Here is a 14,886-nt window from a genome sequence, read left to right on the forward strand (position 1 = left end):
GACGGCTCGCGGAAAAATCGTTTAACGGCAAGCCGAAGGCGACTGCTTTTTAAAACACAGTCGCCTTCGGCTTGCCGTTAAACGACTTGGTAGCTAACTGCTGGGAACTGCGGACTTTATGGCAATTCAGCGTGAGAAAATGGCGCTGTCCAGCTAACGCCCCTTCTTTTCCCGCTGAGGTTTCCGCCCGCCGACTGCCGGTGCGGGAGACCACACCCCCAAAACCCCTCTCCCGGGGGTTGCCTCAGCCGATACTTTCTTCTCCGAGAGGAACAAATTTCGCTTTTTCAACCAGTTGCTAGCATTTCCCCCGGGAGAAACCGCCGATGGGTGGGGGAAGACGCACGGAGAGGAACACCGAGAGGAAGTTGACAGACTGCCGGACAGTGGCAACAGTTGTTCTCGGTGCTCGCAGAGCCACCTGTCCGTTTGATCACGATCCTTGGCTGTTTTCGATGAGCAATTCCCGTCTCCAAATCCTCCGCGAAGCGACGCCGGCGGTGCTGCCGTCGATGTTGCTGTGCGATTTCGGGAATTTGGAGCGGGAGATCCGTCGTCTGGAAGCGGCGGGAGCGAAGGCCTTGCACCTGGACGTGATGGATGGTCAGTTCGTACCGAATCTGACTTACGGGATGCCGATCGTGGCGGCTTGCCGCCAACTCAGCGAACTTCCGTTGGATGTTCACCTGATGATCCGCGACCCGGGCAACTATGCTCAGCAATTCGCCGAAGCGGGAGCCGACCTGTTGACGTTCCACGTCGAGGCGGTGGAGCAGCCGGCAGAGTTGATCGAAGCGATCAAAAGTTTTGGTATCGGGGCCGGCATTGCCCTGAATCCCGCGACGCCGCTCGGAGCGGTGGAAAACTACGCGGGTCAGTGCGATGCGGTGTTAGTCATGAGCGTAAACGCCGGTTTTGGTGGACAGGCTTTTGACCCCGTTGCATTGGAAAAACTCCGGACCTTGCGGTCCCGCCACTCCGACTTGTTGTTGGAGGTCGACGGGGGGATCAACACGGAGACGATCGGTGCCTGCCGCGAGGCGGGAGCGGATCTGTTCGTCGTCGGTTCGGGGATCTTTCGCAAGGACGACTACGCCTCGGCGTTGTCCGATTTGCAAACCGCCATGCAACGCCCACACTCGACTTAAGTCATTGGCTATATGAGTCGTTTTTTACTGATTGAACCTGGATCCACGGAATTCGACGACCAGCGTCGCATGAAGGGTTCTCTCGACATGCCGCTCAGCCGGATCGGACGCTCGCAGGTGCTGGCGGCGGTCCGCGAACTGGCGGAGCTGCAGATCGACCGGATTTTCACCGCTCCCTGCCAGTCGGCGCGAGAGACCGCCGAGACGCTCGCCGAGCGGTGCGGGGGACGGGTGAAGGTCGTCGATGCCTTGCGGAACGTCGACCACGGGCTGTGGCAGGGCAAGCAGATCGACGAGCTCCGCATCAAGCAGCCGCGGATCTACCGCACCGGCCAAGATCACCCCGACCAGATCTGTCCCCCCGGCGGAGAGACGGTCGATCAAGCGCGGGCCCGCGTCGAAAAACTGCTCTGCAAACTCAAACGCAAACACCGCAGCGGCACGATTGCGATCGTCGCCCCCGATCCACTCGCCAGCATCGTCCGCAGCTTGCTCCGCGGCGATTCGATGCAGGATCTCTGGAAGAGCGAGACCGACGAAGCGCTCTGGGAGCTGATCGAGACCGAGCCGGCCACCGTCTGAGCAACCCGGTTCTTCTGAGCGACCCGGTTCTATCGCCACCGACCGCTAGCCTCTGTCGGAAGACCCGGTTTCCCCATCACCCTCCCCCCGGGAGGGTGTCGTTCAGCTTTCCTGACACAGGCGAGGTTCTCGTGAACGCGGCGAGAACCGGACGCTAGCGCGTGGCGGCGGATTGGGTTTCGGGCTCGCGGCGGCGGTCAAGGCCGATTGGACGGCGAGACCTGCAATCTCTTCGCTCGGCGTTTACTATGGATTGTTGAACGCGCTGAGTACATCGCTCTCGAGCGTTGCGTTCAAGAGGGTGTACTCAGCTCTGTGTGCAATCCGTCTTTTCAGGAACCGGCGATGCTTCGTGACTGCCGCCCCTTATCTCTGCTCTGCGCCGCGGCGTGCTGGATGCTCGTCGGCTCGGCGATCCTGCTGCCCGGGCAGGCTGAGGCCCAGACTCCGGACTCGCCGCAAGTGGCGATGATCAACGAATTGATCGAGCAGGGCTGGCGGGACTACGAGATTCGTCCGGCTCCGGAAGTCGACGACGCACGGTGGTGCCGCCGCGTCTACCTCGACATCCTCGGCCGCATCCCGTCGCTCGAGGAACTCGAAGCGTTCATCGCCGAACGGGGAGCAAACAAGCGGGCCGAGCTGGTCGAGCGGCTGTTGCACGACGATCGGTACACCGAAGAGTACGCGCGGAACTGGTCGACGATCTGGACCAACATCCTGATCGGCCGCAGCGGCGGAACCGACCGCCGCGATCTGACCAACCGCGAGGGAATGCAAAAGTATCTCCGCGATTCGTTCGCCGCCAACAAATCGTACAACCGCATGGTTTACGAGCTGGTGACGGCAACGGGAACCACTAAGCCGGGCGAAGAGAATTTCAACGGAGCGGTGAACTTCTTGGTCGGCAAAGTCACCGAAGACGACGCCGTGCTGGCAACCAGCAGCACGTCGCGGATCTTTTTGGGGCTGCAGGTTCAGTGCACGCAGTGCCACAACCACCCGTTCAATAAGTGGAAGCAGCAGACGTTCTGGGAGTTCAATGCGTTCTTCCGACAGACCGTGGCCTTGCGGCGATTCGTCGACGGCACTCGCGACGTCGCTTTCGCCGAGCTGGCGGACCAGGATTTTGCCGGCCAGGCGGGGAACCCCGACGACGCGGTGATTTTCTACGAGCTCCGCAACGGGTTGACCAAAAGTGCTTACCCGGCGTTCATCGACCATCCGCCGATCGACGCGCGTGGGCGGGTCAGCGACGTCAACCGCCGCGCGGAACTGGCTCGCCAAATGATGGACAGCCCGTTCCTGGACAAGATGATCGTCAACCGGATGTGGGCTCACTTCCTGGGCTACGGGTTCACCAAGCCGGTCGACGACCTGGGGCCGCACAATCCGCCGAGCCACCCCGAGCTGCTCGAGCGTTTGGCGTCCGATTTCCGCAGCTCGAGCTACGACCTCAAGGAGCTGATCAAGTGGATCACGCTCAGCCGCCCGTATCAGCTCGAGGCGAAGATCACCGCGCACAACCAGATCGATGATCCCACGATCGGTGAAACGCCCAAGTTCTCCAACTTCTACCTGCGTCAAATGCAGGCCGAGCAGCTCTATCAATCCTTGGTCGTCGCCAGCCAAGCCAAAGCCCGCGGTTCCTACGCGGAGCAGGAACGCGAACGGCGGCGATGGCTCGAGCAATTCGTGGTCGCCTTCGGAACCGATGAAGGGGACGAAGCGACGACCTTCAATGGCTCGATTCCGCAAGCCTTGATGATGTTCAACGGAGACCTGATCAAGCGGGCCACGAGCGACACGCCGGAGTCGATGATCGGGACGCTCGGAGCGAGCCAGGCGCGGATGCCTGAAAAGGTTCACCGATTGTTCATGGCGGGACTGGCTCGGCGAGCGACTCGCGACGAAATCGTGATCGCCGGCAAACTGCTCAACGCCCGCGGCGGGAACCAGACCGAGGCGTTGCAAGATTTGTGGTGGGCGATCCTGAACAGCAACGAATTCATCCTCCAACACTGACTTTTCCAGCACCCACGGGGCTCTTCTCTATGCGTCATCGCATCTCCTCACCGCTCCCCTCGGGCATGTCCCGCCGGCACTTCGTCAAACATATGGCCGGTGCTTCGGCGATGCTCGGTTCGTCGCTGGCCATGGGACACTCGCTCCGCGTCCATGCCGACGAACTGAAGAAGAATCGCAAGTCGGCGATCCTGCTGTGGATGAGCGGTGGACCGTCGACGATCGATATCTGGGATCTCAAACCCGGAGCGGCGACCGGCGGGCCCTTCCAGCCGATTTCGACCAGCGGCGATCTGCAGATCTGCGAACACCTGCCGATGATGGCCAAGCAGATGCATCACATGGCCGTGATCCGCTCGATGAGCACGCGGGAAGCGGACCACAACCGCGGCCGCTACTACATGCATACCGGCTACGTCCCGAACCCGAACATCGAGCACCCGGGCTACGGCTCGGTCGTCGCTCACGAATTGGCTGACCAACGACCCGACCTGGCGATTCCTCCCTTCGTTTCGGTCGGCGGGGCGAGTGCCGGTCCAGGGTTTTTGGGGATGGCCTGGGCTCCGTTCAATGTTTCCAGCAACGGGCGGATCCGCAACTTGGAGATGGATCTCGAAAACACCCGGCTGATGCAGCGGGTCGCGGCGCTGAACCTGATGGAGACCTCGTTCATCCGCGAGACGCGAGGCTCGGTCGCCGCCGACCATCAGAACGTGCTGAAGAAGACGCTCGAGGTGCTGACCAGCGAGCAGATGGCGGCGTTCAAAGTCGAGACCGAGCCGGAGGAAGTCAAAGAACGCTACGGGACCAACGGTTTTGGCCAAGGCTGCCTGCTCGCACGGCGGTTGGTCGAAGCGGGGGTTCCGTTCGTCGAAGTCGACCTCGGCGGCTGGGATAACCACGCCAACGTCCACACCATCTTGGCCGATCAGAAACTGCCGCAAATGGACCGCGCGATGAGCGCTTTGGTCGAAGACCTCGAGCAGCGGGGACTGCTCGAGGATACGGCGATCATTTGGATGGGCGAATTCGGGCGGACCCCGCGGATCAACCAAGACGCCGGCCGCGACCACTGGGCCCGCTCCTGGAGCGCCGTCGTCGGTGGTGCGGGCATCAACGGAGGGATCGCCGTCGGCGCGACCAGCGCCGATGGAACCGCGGTCGAGACCGAACCGTTCAGCAGCGAAGACCTGATGGCCTCGATCTGTCACGCGCTCGGAATTTCCCTGGAAACGACCTACACCTCCAAAAATGATCGGCCGATGAAGATTGCCGGCGGCGGTAAAATCATCAACGAACTGTTTGCTTGACCTTTGTCCTCTCCGGCCCGCGAATCCCGCAACCCGCCTCAACGGGAAGCGGACCAGCCCCGCGGGGATGCCGAGACGTCCCAGCGGGAAGCGGAATCTCTCGTCCGCCGCCACCAGGCGGGCGTCTGGAGATACCTGCGCATGCTCGGCTGCGATGGGGCCACGGCGGACGATTTGACACAGGAAACCTTCCTGCGAGTTCTCGGCCAGAAAAATTTCGTACAGTACAGCGACGCGGCCACCTCGGTCTATCTCCGGCGAACCGCGCGGAACCTGATGATCTCGATGGTTCGCCGGACCAGCCGCGTCCATTTGACCGATTCGCCCACCGCGCTCGATGAAGTTTGGGACCGCTGGGCCGGAGCCGATTTGACCGGCGACGAGGCGGCCGAAGCGTTGCAAAAATGCTTCCAACAACTCACCGAACGCGCCCGCTTGGCACTTCGCCTCCGCTACGCCGATGAGGCTAGCCGCGCGGCGATCGGAGAAGCCCTGGGGATCACCGAACACGGAGCTCGCAACCTGATGCAGCGGGCCAAACAACAACTGCGACAGTGCGTCGAAAACCACTTCAAATGAACCACGAATCCGACGACGCGATGTTCGAAGTGCTGTTGGCCGAAGCGGCCGGCGGTCCCCATCCGCCCGACCTGAGCGGCAAAATTCTCGCGGCCCTCGAGGCCCAGCGGTCAAGCGCTCCGCTGCCTCCTAATCCGCTGCCTGCTAATCCGCTGCCTCCTAATCCGCTGGCCGCTAATCCGCTGGCTGTTAATCCGCTGGCTGCCCGCCCCGCCGCTCCCGCGCTGGTCACTCCCGCGGCGCCGCGTCGCCGGGGACACCGCAGGACGGTGCTCGCCTGCGCCTGGGTCGCTTCGCTGGCCGCCTCGGTCGTGCTCGCGGGGCTCTTCTTCAGCCGCCCGGCCCTCCGGCCCGCCGGCCCGACTCTCACCGCCGGCGATCCCGCGACCGATCCGCCCTCCGGGTCGCCGCAAGCGCCTCAGGGACCGGCAACGCGGTCCGCGATCGACGCGAGCGTCGCTCCGGGCGCGGCACCGAATCCTCCCGCCTCGGTCGCTCCCGAGGACTCCGGTTCCTCGCCCCGCGGTCTCGGCGGAGACACGACTCCGACCCCAGCTCCTCGAGCGCTGGCTGCCGATGACGCCGGCGCGGAGCCGAGCGAGCGCGGATTTCCCGTCACCGATCCCACGCCCGGGTTTGCTCGGGATCCGGCCGAAGCCCTGGCCTCCGCTGCACCGATCGACCCGGCCGCAGCCTACCCACCGCCACCCGAGCCGCTCGCCGACGAAGCGATCGTGGCTCGCATCGATGCGTTGCTCGCTTCGGCCTGGCAGTCGACGGGCACGGAGCCGACCGCTGAGGTGGACGCCGCGACGTGGAACGCTCGGCTGAACCAACTTCTGGGCACGACCGTTGCGCTGGCCGAAGGCGATTCGGCGCGGCCCTCGGCGCGGGTAGGCGTGAGTGAATCGATCCGCCGGGCGCTGCAAGATCCGCGGGCGCGGCAAACCGTCTCCCGCAAGTTTGCCCGGACGTTGCTCGGACGCGTCGGTACCGAGCAGCTGAGCGAGAGCCAGCGCGAAGCGTTTGCCCGCTGGTTGTCGCCCGCCATCGGGGGCGAGGTCGCCTTCGATGCGGTGGCTGCCGAGATGCTGACCGCCCGCGGCTCCTCGGCCCCAGAGGCCGAAGACTTCAATCCCGCCAGCGTTTGGCTCAGCGGGTTGGCTGGCCCTCGCTCGGTCCCGTTGGTTGAACAGTTCGGGCACGCGATGCTCGACATGGATCTCCGCTGCGGCCGCTGCCACGACCACCCGCTCGACGGTCGCGTGTGGCAAAACCAGTACTGGGAACTGAACGCGGTGTTTCAGACTTCGCTCCGTTGGTCGGCCAACCGCGGGCGGGCCCTCCGCGTGGAGACCGTTCCGCCATCGGCGCGTGGAGCGGACGCCGTGGTGTTTTTTGAGCTACCCGATGGCCGCCAGCGGGCCGTTCCGCCGCGGGCCGCGTGGCAGTGGATCGCTGGCTCGGCTGAATCGGACGACGCGGAACAGATCGCGCGACAGGCTGGGGACCTCGAAGGGCTCGCCGCGGCGCTGGACAACAACCCGCAGCTGGCACGCGCCGCCGTGAACCGCCTCTGGGAGACGGTCTACGGGGGTCCCTTGATCGGCTCGGCGGCCGACCCGTCGGCACCGCCGGAATCCGAACCGCTGCTCGAGCTGCAAGCCGAATTGGCCGCCCAGCTGCGGGCTCACGATTTCAATCTCGCCCGCGCCCTCTCGTGGATCGCGGCCGCGGCACCGATGCGGTTGAAAGCTCCCGCGGCCCTTGAGGCGGAGCGATACGAGTTGGCCTCCGATGCCGAACTGCGAGGTGCGGGCGAACAGCTCCGCCAGTACGCCGCCTATCCACCTGCGCTGCCCCGTCAGGAATTCAGCGGCTTGGTGGCGATGGTCCAGCGGTGGAGCGGCGAACCGACCGCGCTGGCTCCTCGCCCTGACGTGTTGCTCGGCCAAGCCGCCGACTCCCAGCAACCCGATCCAAAGCGACCCAATCCAAAGCAACCCGACTCCCAACAACCCGACTCGAAGCGAAAACCCAGCGGCCAACGCACACCTCAGCCGCCCGCCGGTGGAGCCGAAGCCCAGGTGCTGCGGGCGATCTACGACTCCTCGGCCACGACCGACCCGGTACCCTGGTTGAGCCGTGTCGGTTCGAGCGAGGACTACGACGAGCGCGCCCTCCATCTGTTCTACTTGGCGGGCTACTGGAATCCATCGGCTTCTCAGCGGGCGGCCGCCGAGTCGCTACGGAGCGGCGGGGACGACCAAGCCGCGCTCAGCCGCCTGTGGTGGATCCTCTCGCGCGAAAAGTAGCGTCTGTCATTCGCTCTTCCCCCGCTGGGGCGGTTTCGGCTACGACCCGCCTGTGGTCTCAAAAATTCCAGGTTCAGTTCGAGAGAATCGCACCGAATGGGCGCTCCCGGCGTAGAACCGGCTCGACAGGGGGAGCGGTGCAGGTTGCCCCCTTTTCCTGGCCATCCTACTATGGACCGTGCGTTCCTTCCCTCCGGGGGACGCCCCCGCCACTTTCCTAACGGACGACGAGCATGCGTGAAATGTCGGCATTTGGATTTCGAAAATGGGTTTTGCTGACGCTGCTGGCGGCGTCCGGGACGGCACCGCTCGCATTTTCACTCGCCAGCCGGGCCGAGGCCGAGGAGCTTGCCGGGCCGTCGATGAACGATCGCCGGATCGCTCGGTTGGTCGCCAACTTGATGCCTCGCCGCCACATTTCGGGTGAGCCACTCGGCGACGAGCACAGCCAGCGAGCGCTGGAGCTGTTCCTCAAGTCGCTCGACCCGATGAAGTTGTACTTCACCAAAGCGGACGTCGATGAGTTCGCTCAGCACCGAACCCAGCTGGACGACATGGTCCGCGAGGGGGACGTGACCTTTGCCTACACCGTCTTCCACCGCTTTCTGCAGCGCGTCGACGAGCGGCTGGGGATGGTCGAAGCGTTGCTCAAGGAGCCGTTTGATTTCGCAGCCGACGAGTCGATCGTGATCGATCCCGACGTGGCTCGGTATCCGATCAACGACGAGGAAGCTCGCGAGCGCTGGCGGCGTCAGCTCAAATACAGCTTGCTCGTCCTCGAAGAAGACGGCAAGAGCCGCGAAGAGGCGCTCGAGCAACTCGACCGCCGCTATCATCGCAACGCGCGGCGGTGGCATCAGATCGACGACGACAAGCTGCTCGAGCTGTTCTTGACGTCGATCACCAGCAGCTACGATCCGCACACGACGTACATGTCGCCCAAGACGCTCGACAACTTCAACATCACGATGCGTCTGAACCTCGAAGGGATCGGGGCGGCGCTGCAAGAAAAGGACGGCAGCACGGTTGTCTCCAAAGTCATCCCCGGCGGGGCGGCGGACAAGCAGGGCGAGCTGCGAGCCGATGATCACATCGTCTCGGTCGCCCAAGGCGACGACGGCGAGATGGTGGATATCATCGAGATGCCGCTCGATGACGTGGTCGATCTGATCCGTGGTGACGCCGGTTCGGTCGTGCGGCTCGGAGTCAAATCGGGCGGCGTCGGCGAGACAAAAGAGCTGCGGATCGTGCGTGCCAAGGTGGAGCTGGAAGACAGCGCCGCCCGCGGCGAAATCGTGCCGGTCGAGACCAAAGAAGATGGCGAGCCGATGCAGATCGGCTACATCAACCTGCCGAGCTTCTACATGGATATGGAAGGGGCTCGCAGCAACCGCCCCGATTTCCGCAGCAGCACCCGCGACGTCGCTCGCATCCTGGGTGAGTTCCGCGAAAAGAACGTTGACGCGGTGGTCCTCGACCTGAGCGCCAACGGGGGCGGTAGCTTGACCGAGGCGATCAACCTGACCGGGCTGTTCATCGACCGGGGTCCGGTCGTGCAGGTGAAAGATTCGGCCGGTTCGGTCGAAGCCTACGCCGATGAAGATAGCGGCGTCGCTTGGGATGGTCCTCTGGTCGTCGTGACCAGCAAGTTCAGCGCGAGTGCCTCGGAAATTCTCGCCGGAGCGATCAAGGATTATCGCCGCGGCTTGGTCGTCGGCGATCCGATGACGCACGGCAAGGGAACCGTGCAAACGCTGCTCGATCTCGACCGCGAAATCCTGCTCGGCAACGGCAACAAGATGGGCGCGTTGAAAGTCACCCTCCAGCAGTTCTATCTGCCCGACGGAGAAAGCACCCAACGCGAAGGCGTTAAAGCCGACGTCATCCTCCCGTCGCTGTCGACCCACATGGATATCGGCGAAGCGGACCTGCAGTACGCTCTGCCGAGCGATCGCGTTCCGCCGGCTCCCCACCACATCTATCGGATGGTTCCCGCCGACGTCCTCGGCACCGTGCGGGCGCGGAGCTCCGAGCGGATCAAAAACCACAAAGAGTTCGTCGACCTGATGCGTCGCATCGACAGTTACCGACGTCAGAAGGAAGAGAAATTCCTCTCGCTCAACCGCGAGGAATTTTTGGAGACTCGCAAAGAGCTGGACGCCCAAAAGGAAGACGAGAAAGAGCTGCTCGATCAGCAGATTTCGGATGACGAAGTCTTCTCCGACACGTTCTACAACAATGAAGTGATGTCGATCACCGTCGACTACCTCGAAGGCCTTCGCCAGCAGAACTTGGCCAAAGCCGGCTGAGCTCGCTATCGCTGCACTCCAACGACTGAACCTGCGAAACGCCGACGAGCCTGTCTCGTCGGCGTTTTTTTTCGTGAGGTCCGCTCACCCTTCGTTCGCAGTGGCGCTGGGGGAGACGCAGTGGCGCTGTGGGAGACGCAGTGGCGCTATCGAAGGCGAGGGGAGATACGGTTCGAGGCGAGGCGACCTGCGAAGCCTTGCCGATCGTTTTGACTGGGTAGCGCCAGGTCCTCATAAAAGGCGAAAAAACAACCATTTTGTTGACGAAGGACGATTCACAGTCCTCTACACTGCACCCACCATTTAGCGCGGCAGTCAGCGTTCGATCCACTTTGCAGGAATTATCGACGGCATGCTCGACTCGTTAGCGACGAAACCACTCGTGAGCCCCGAACTCGAGTCGCTCACGGAGTCGCATGAGCGTCCGCGGCGACTCCCAGTCCCCCATGGAGTCGACACCTCTCGGGTTCGCTGGGACTATTTGGTTTTCTTCGCCACGTTGCACGTCCTTGCGCTGCTGGTGTTCGTTCCCTGGCTCTTCACGTGGGCCGGGGTGATCGCATTCGTGCTCGGCGTCGTCGTCTTCGGGCAGCTGGCCATTCCCATCGGCTACCACCGGTTGCTCTCCCACCGCAGCTTTCGGACGCCGAAGTGGTTCGAACGGACACTGGTCACGTTCGCCATGTGCGCAGCGCAAGAGTCACCAGCACACTGGGTGGCTTGGCATCGGATGCATCATTCTCATTCCGATGACCAACAGGATCCTCATACTCCGCGGGTCGGGCTGTTTTGGTCTCATGTGAATTGGTTAGTCCATGAGAACCGCAGCCGAATGGCCACCTTCGCAATGTATGAGAAATATGCTCGCGACATTTTGGCCGATCCCTATTATCGCTGGATCGAGCGGCTCCCCAGCCCCGCCGGAGTCTTCTATCTAGCACACGCCGCACTCTATGCGGCCGTTGCTCTCGGCGGTTGTTTGATCGCGCTGGGGTCGACCACCGAAGCGTACCGAACGGCAGCCAGCCTGTTTGTCTGGGGTGTAATTGCGAGGACCGTCTGGGTCTGGCATATCACATGGGCGGTGAATTCTCTCACTCATGTGTTCGGCTACCGGAATTATGAGACCACCGACGACAGCCGCAATAATTGGTTCGTCACGCTGCTCACCGCAGGAGAAGGCTGGCACAACAACCATCACGCCGATCCGGCGAGTGCATCGGTCCAACACCGGTGGTGGGAGATCGATCTGAACTACTACGTCATCCGAGGTTTTGCCGCGGTCGGATTGGCGAGCCACATCATTCCGCCGCGTCATAAACGCAAAGCCCGCAGCTGAGCGGGTCTCCGCGACGGTTTCCGAAAAAACTGAGCCGCAAGGCGCTAGCCGCGGGTTCTTCTCGGTCCGGTCCATAGGAAAGCGTTGCGCCGCAGCAGCGTTCAGATACGGATACGCTCCGTTCGGCGGCGTGACGAAACCCGCGGCTAGCGCCTTGCGGCTCAAGGGTGCTGTACGTTCGCGCGGTCACTTGCCAATGCAGAAGCGGCCGAAGATGGAGTCGAGGATTTCTTCGCTGTAGACGCTACCGGTCACGCGTCCCACCGCTTCCATCGCCATCCGCAGTTCGGCAGCGACCAACTCCTGCCCTCCGCCGCTGGAAACGACCTCGGCGGCACTCCGCAGTCCTTCCGCCGCGTCGCTCAACGTCTCTCGACACCGCGCCGCAGTGGCCGCCAAACCGCCGGCATCTCCCGATCCGCCGAGCCGCTCGGCGACGGCCTGGCGGAGGCAGTCGAGTCCGCTGGCTTCGACCGCGCTGGTCAGCAGCCAGCCGCTCTGGCGAAGCCGCTCTTGTCGGGCCGCATCGACCAAATCGCACTTGGTCGCCACCCGCAGCGAGTCTTTTAGCGGAGGGTTGGCGTCGGGATCGATCCGAGCAGCATCGGCGCACCACAGTCGCACGTCGGCGGCTTGAGCGGCCGCGCGTCCCAGGTGCTGCGCCTGTTCGACCAGTTCGGCCTCGATGTGTCCCTGGAGAACTTCCTCCATCCCCGCGGTATCGACGATCCGTAGCGTCTGCTCACCGGCCACCACGCGGACTTCGACCGGATCGCGGGTGGTCCCGGTGCGACTGGAGACGATCGCCGCCTCGGTCCCCGAGAGCGTATTGAGAAGGCGGCTTTTGCCTGCGTTGGGAAGTCCATAGAGGGCGACGGTCGGGACGTCGCCGGACCGCCCCCGGGCACGCATCCGGTCCGCGGTCGCGGCGATCTGCGCCGCGATGGCCTGCAACCGGCGATGCAATTCGTCATCGTCGATGAACTGAATATCCTCTTCAACAAAATCGAGCCCCGCCTCGACGTCGGCCAGCAGCTCGAGCATTTCGGCTCGGACTCGGCCGAGCGGCTCGGCAATTCCTCCGGCGAGTTGATCGAGGGCGGCTCCGAGCCCTTCACGATCGTCCGCCTCGATCACTCCCAGCACGGCTTCGGCTTGGGTCAGGTCGAGCCGGCCAGCCAGGAATGCCCGCAGCGTAAACTCGCCTGGAGCCGCCAGCCGCGCTCCTGCCTCCCGCAGCCGATCAACGACCGCTGACAGGACTGGTTCGGCTCCAATCAAGTGCACCTCGGCCGAGGGCTGGCCTGTGTAGCTCCGCGTCGTGGGCCACAGCAGCACGGCCACTTCGACAGCGCCAAAAGGCTCCGGCAACGCGAACTCGCAGGCGAACCGGTGCGGTCGGCTCGTCGACTCGAACTCCGCTCGGCCGCTTGAGATGACTTGGCCCAGGATCGCGAGCGTCTCCGGACCACTGATCCGGACGACGCCTCGAAGCCCGCCTCCCGGAGGCGAAGCCACCGCGCAAATCGTATCGCTCGATTCCAACATTGTTCTTCACTCTTGGCCGCGACTGCCGCGCGGATCCGCTCTTGTCTCAGGCGCCCGCTCGCCTGACAATTCGTGTTTTCCAAAGTGCCACGGTTGGTGCCACAGGCAAGGATTCGCTCGTGACTGGCCCGTCTGACGACAACCCGTTCATCCTTCCTCCCCCAACGCCCCGAGCGTGGCCGAGGTGGCGTCTCGGCGATCGTAAACCGCGCGGACGCTGGTTTCGAGCCGTCGCCGCCCTGGCGCTCTGCTCGTTTGGCGTGTTCGGCGCCCATCAACTGGCCCAGCAGTGGCTGATCAGCCGCTTGGCGGACAATCTCGAAGCTCACCCACCGCACGTGCAAATCGAGCGGATCGCGATGCTCTCGGAATTTGGCGCCGCGGGGGTCCCAAAGATTGTCGCCGCCCTCGGATCGCCTGACGATACCGTTTCCGCGACCGCCTTCCAGGTGCTCCGCGATCTCCAGGGCCGCTGGCAGACCTCCGACAGCGACGACGCGGTTGGCTGTCAACAAACGCTGCTCGAATCGCTCCGCGAGCTCGCCGACCACTGTCCGCCCGAGCGTCGCCCGCGGGTAGCCGAACTGGTCAACCAACTCGTCCTCGACACCGTCGGGACCGAGAACCAAGCGGAAGCGGAGATCTACCGCGAGGCCTGTGAGTTACTGGCGGTCGTCAGCCAATCGCCCGCTATCGCCGACGCTCCAGCCACCGCCACCGAGCCGCACACCTCGAGCGATTTGGACTCCTCCGCGACTCGCCTGGCCGCGCTTGCGTCGGCCGAGATGGGCTCGACTCCGCCGCCCGCCGCCGACCCGAGCGGACGGGACCGATCACCGCAGTTGCTGACTCCGCTTCCCCCGGCCGCTTCGGTTCGCATCGTGAGCGGTCCCACGGCCATTGGCAGCGGACAAGCGGAACCGGCTGCCTCCAGCGACACCGCTCCTCCGCCAGCCGATCGCGAGGATGCCCCGCGGCAAGTCGACAGCGACCAGATGCCGCGGCTCGCCCCCCTTTCCCAGAGCTCCTTCATCGTGACTCCCGTCGAGCCCGAAGAACCGATGCTCGGCGGCAATCCGCTGGCGGCCTACGACACCCGCTCGGTGATCGATTTTATCGGCAGCGCCCAACCGACGCTTCGCGAGGCCGCCGAAGCGGAACTGCGGAAACGCGACTTTACCGCCGCCGATCTCGAGCTGGCGACGCGACTCACTTCGACTTCGGCCGAAGTTCGCTTAGCGATGGTGAATGAATTGCCCGAGCGAGCCGATGTCGACCCGCGAATGTGGCTGATCTGGCTCGCTGCCGATCCCGAACGGGACGTGCGGCTACAAGCAATCGCGAGACTCGGCACGATGGACGATCGCGAAGTCCACGAGGCGCTCCGGGACCGACTGCGAGAAGAACGGGATCCGACGGTCGCGACCCGTCTGCGGCGGTTCCTCGGCCTCCGCTAATCCAGTGTGAGAAATCTCGGACCACACCCTCCCCCCGGGAGGGTCGCGAGGAACGAGCGGGGAGGGCGAACGCGCGCAAAAGAGCCTCCATGCCGTTAGGTTGAGCAGGCCCTCCCCGGGACTAAGAGTCCGACCCTCCCGGGGGGAGTGTGACGGTGAAATAACGTTTTCTGATAGAGCCTAGCTGGACAGCGCCATTTTGGATTGGTTCGGAGCAGGACGGCTCGCGGAAAAATCGTTTAACGGCAAGCCGAAGGCGACTGCTTTTTAAAAC

General features: G+C 63.7%; 10 protein-coding genes. 9 read left to right on the forward strand and 1 reads right to left on the reverse strand.

Going from position 1 to position 14,886, the window contains the following annotated elements; translation table 11 throughout:
• Window positions 1-455: 455 nt before the first annotated feature.
• The 8 genes from rpe to GNK13_RS20155 all read left to right on the forward strand — a co-directional run bounded on the left by rpe (window position 456) and on the right by GNK13_RS20155 (window position 11,607).
• Window positions 456-1,148: a ribulose-phosphate 3-epimerase gene (gene rpe, locus GNK13_RS20120; RefSeq protein WP_164104352.1), complete on the forward strand. Its 693-nt coding sequence runs from the start codon at window positions 456-458 to the stop codon at window positions 1,146-1,148.
• A 12-nt stretch (window positions 1,149-1,160) separates the two neighbouring features.
• Window positions 1,161-1,730, forward strand: a complete 570-nt coding sequence (locus GNK13_RS20125) for a histidine phosphatase family protein (RefSeq protein ID WP_164104353.1) — start codon at window positions 1,161-1,163, stop codon at window positions 1,728-1,730.
• A gap of 396 nt (window positions 1,731-2,126) precedes the next feature.
• Complete coding sequence (locus GNK13_RS20130) at window positions 2,127-3,755, forward strand: DUF1549 domain-containing protein (protein ID WP_164104360.1); 1,629 nt, start codon at window positions 2,127-2,129, stop codon at window positions 3,753-3,755.
• 29 nt (window positions 3,756-3,784) lie between these two features.
• A complete protein-coding gene (locus tag GNK13_RS20135; RefSeq protein ID WP_235935357.1) occupies window positions 3,785-5,065 on the forward strand; it encodes a DUF1501 domain-containing protein in 1,281 nt (426 codons plus the stop codon).
• A gap of 3 nt (window positions 5,066-5,068) precedes the next feature.
• Complete coding sequence (locus GNK13_RS20140; RefSeq protein WP_164104354.1) at window positions 5,069-5,644, forward strand: RNA polymerase sigma factor; 576 nt, start codon at window positions 5,069-5,071, stop codon at window positions 5,642-5,644.
• On the forward strand, window positions 5,641-7,959 hold the full coding sequence (locus tag GNK13_RS20145) for a DUF1549 domain-containing protein (RefSeq protein ID WP_164104355.1): 2,319 nt from the start codon (window positions 5,641-5,643) through the stop codon (window positions 7,957-7,959). The genes GNK13_RS20140 and GNK13_RS20145 overlap by 4 nt, the downstream gene beginning before the upstream one ends.
• A gap of 233 nt (window positions 7,960-8,192) precedes the next feature.
• Window positions 8,193-10,268, forward strand: coding sequence for a carboxy terminal-processing peptidase (locus GNK13_RS20150; protein ID WP_164104356.1), 2,076 nt, complete (start codon window positions 8,193-8,195; stop codon window positions 10,266-10,268).
• Window positions 10,269-10,620: 352 nt separating this feature from the next.
• On the forward strand, window positions 10,621-11,607 hold the full coding sequence (locus GNK13_RS20155; RefSeq protein ID WP_164104357.1) for an acyl-CoA desaturase: 987 nt from the start codon (window positions 10,621-10,623) through the stop codon (window positions 11,605-11,607).
• A 186-nt stretch (window positions 11,608-11,793) separates the two neighbouring features.
• Here the strand turns inward: GNK13_RS20155 and GNK13_RS20160 are convergent, their stop codons facing one another.
• On the reverse strand, window positions 11,794-13,155 hold the full coding sequence (locus tag GNK13_RS20160) for a tRNA modification GTPase (RefSeq protein WP_164104358.1): 1,362 nt from the start codon (window positions 13,153-13,155) through the stop codon (window positions 11,794-11,796).
• A 119-nt stretch (window positions 13,156-13,274) separates the two neighbouring features.
• Here GNK13_RS20160 and GNK13_RS20165 point away from each other — a divergent pair, with 119 nt between their 5' ends.
• Window positions 13,275-14,612 carry a HEAT repeat domain-containing protein gene (locus GNK13_RS20165; RefSeq protein ID WP_164104359.1) on the forward strand — a complete coding sequence of 446 codons (1,338 nt, stop codon included), beginning with the start codon at window positions 13,275-13,277 and terminating at the stop codon, window positions 14,610-14,612.
• Window positions 14,613-14,886 lie beyond the last annotated feature (274 nt).

Origin of the sequence: Candidatus Laterigemmans baculatus (assembly GCF_010367455.1) — a bacterium.
In the GTDB taxonomy this organism is placed as follows: domain Bacteria; phylum Planctomycetota; class Planctomycetia; order Pirellulales; family Pirellulaceae; genus Laterigemmans; species Laterigemmans baculatus.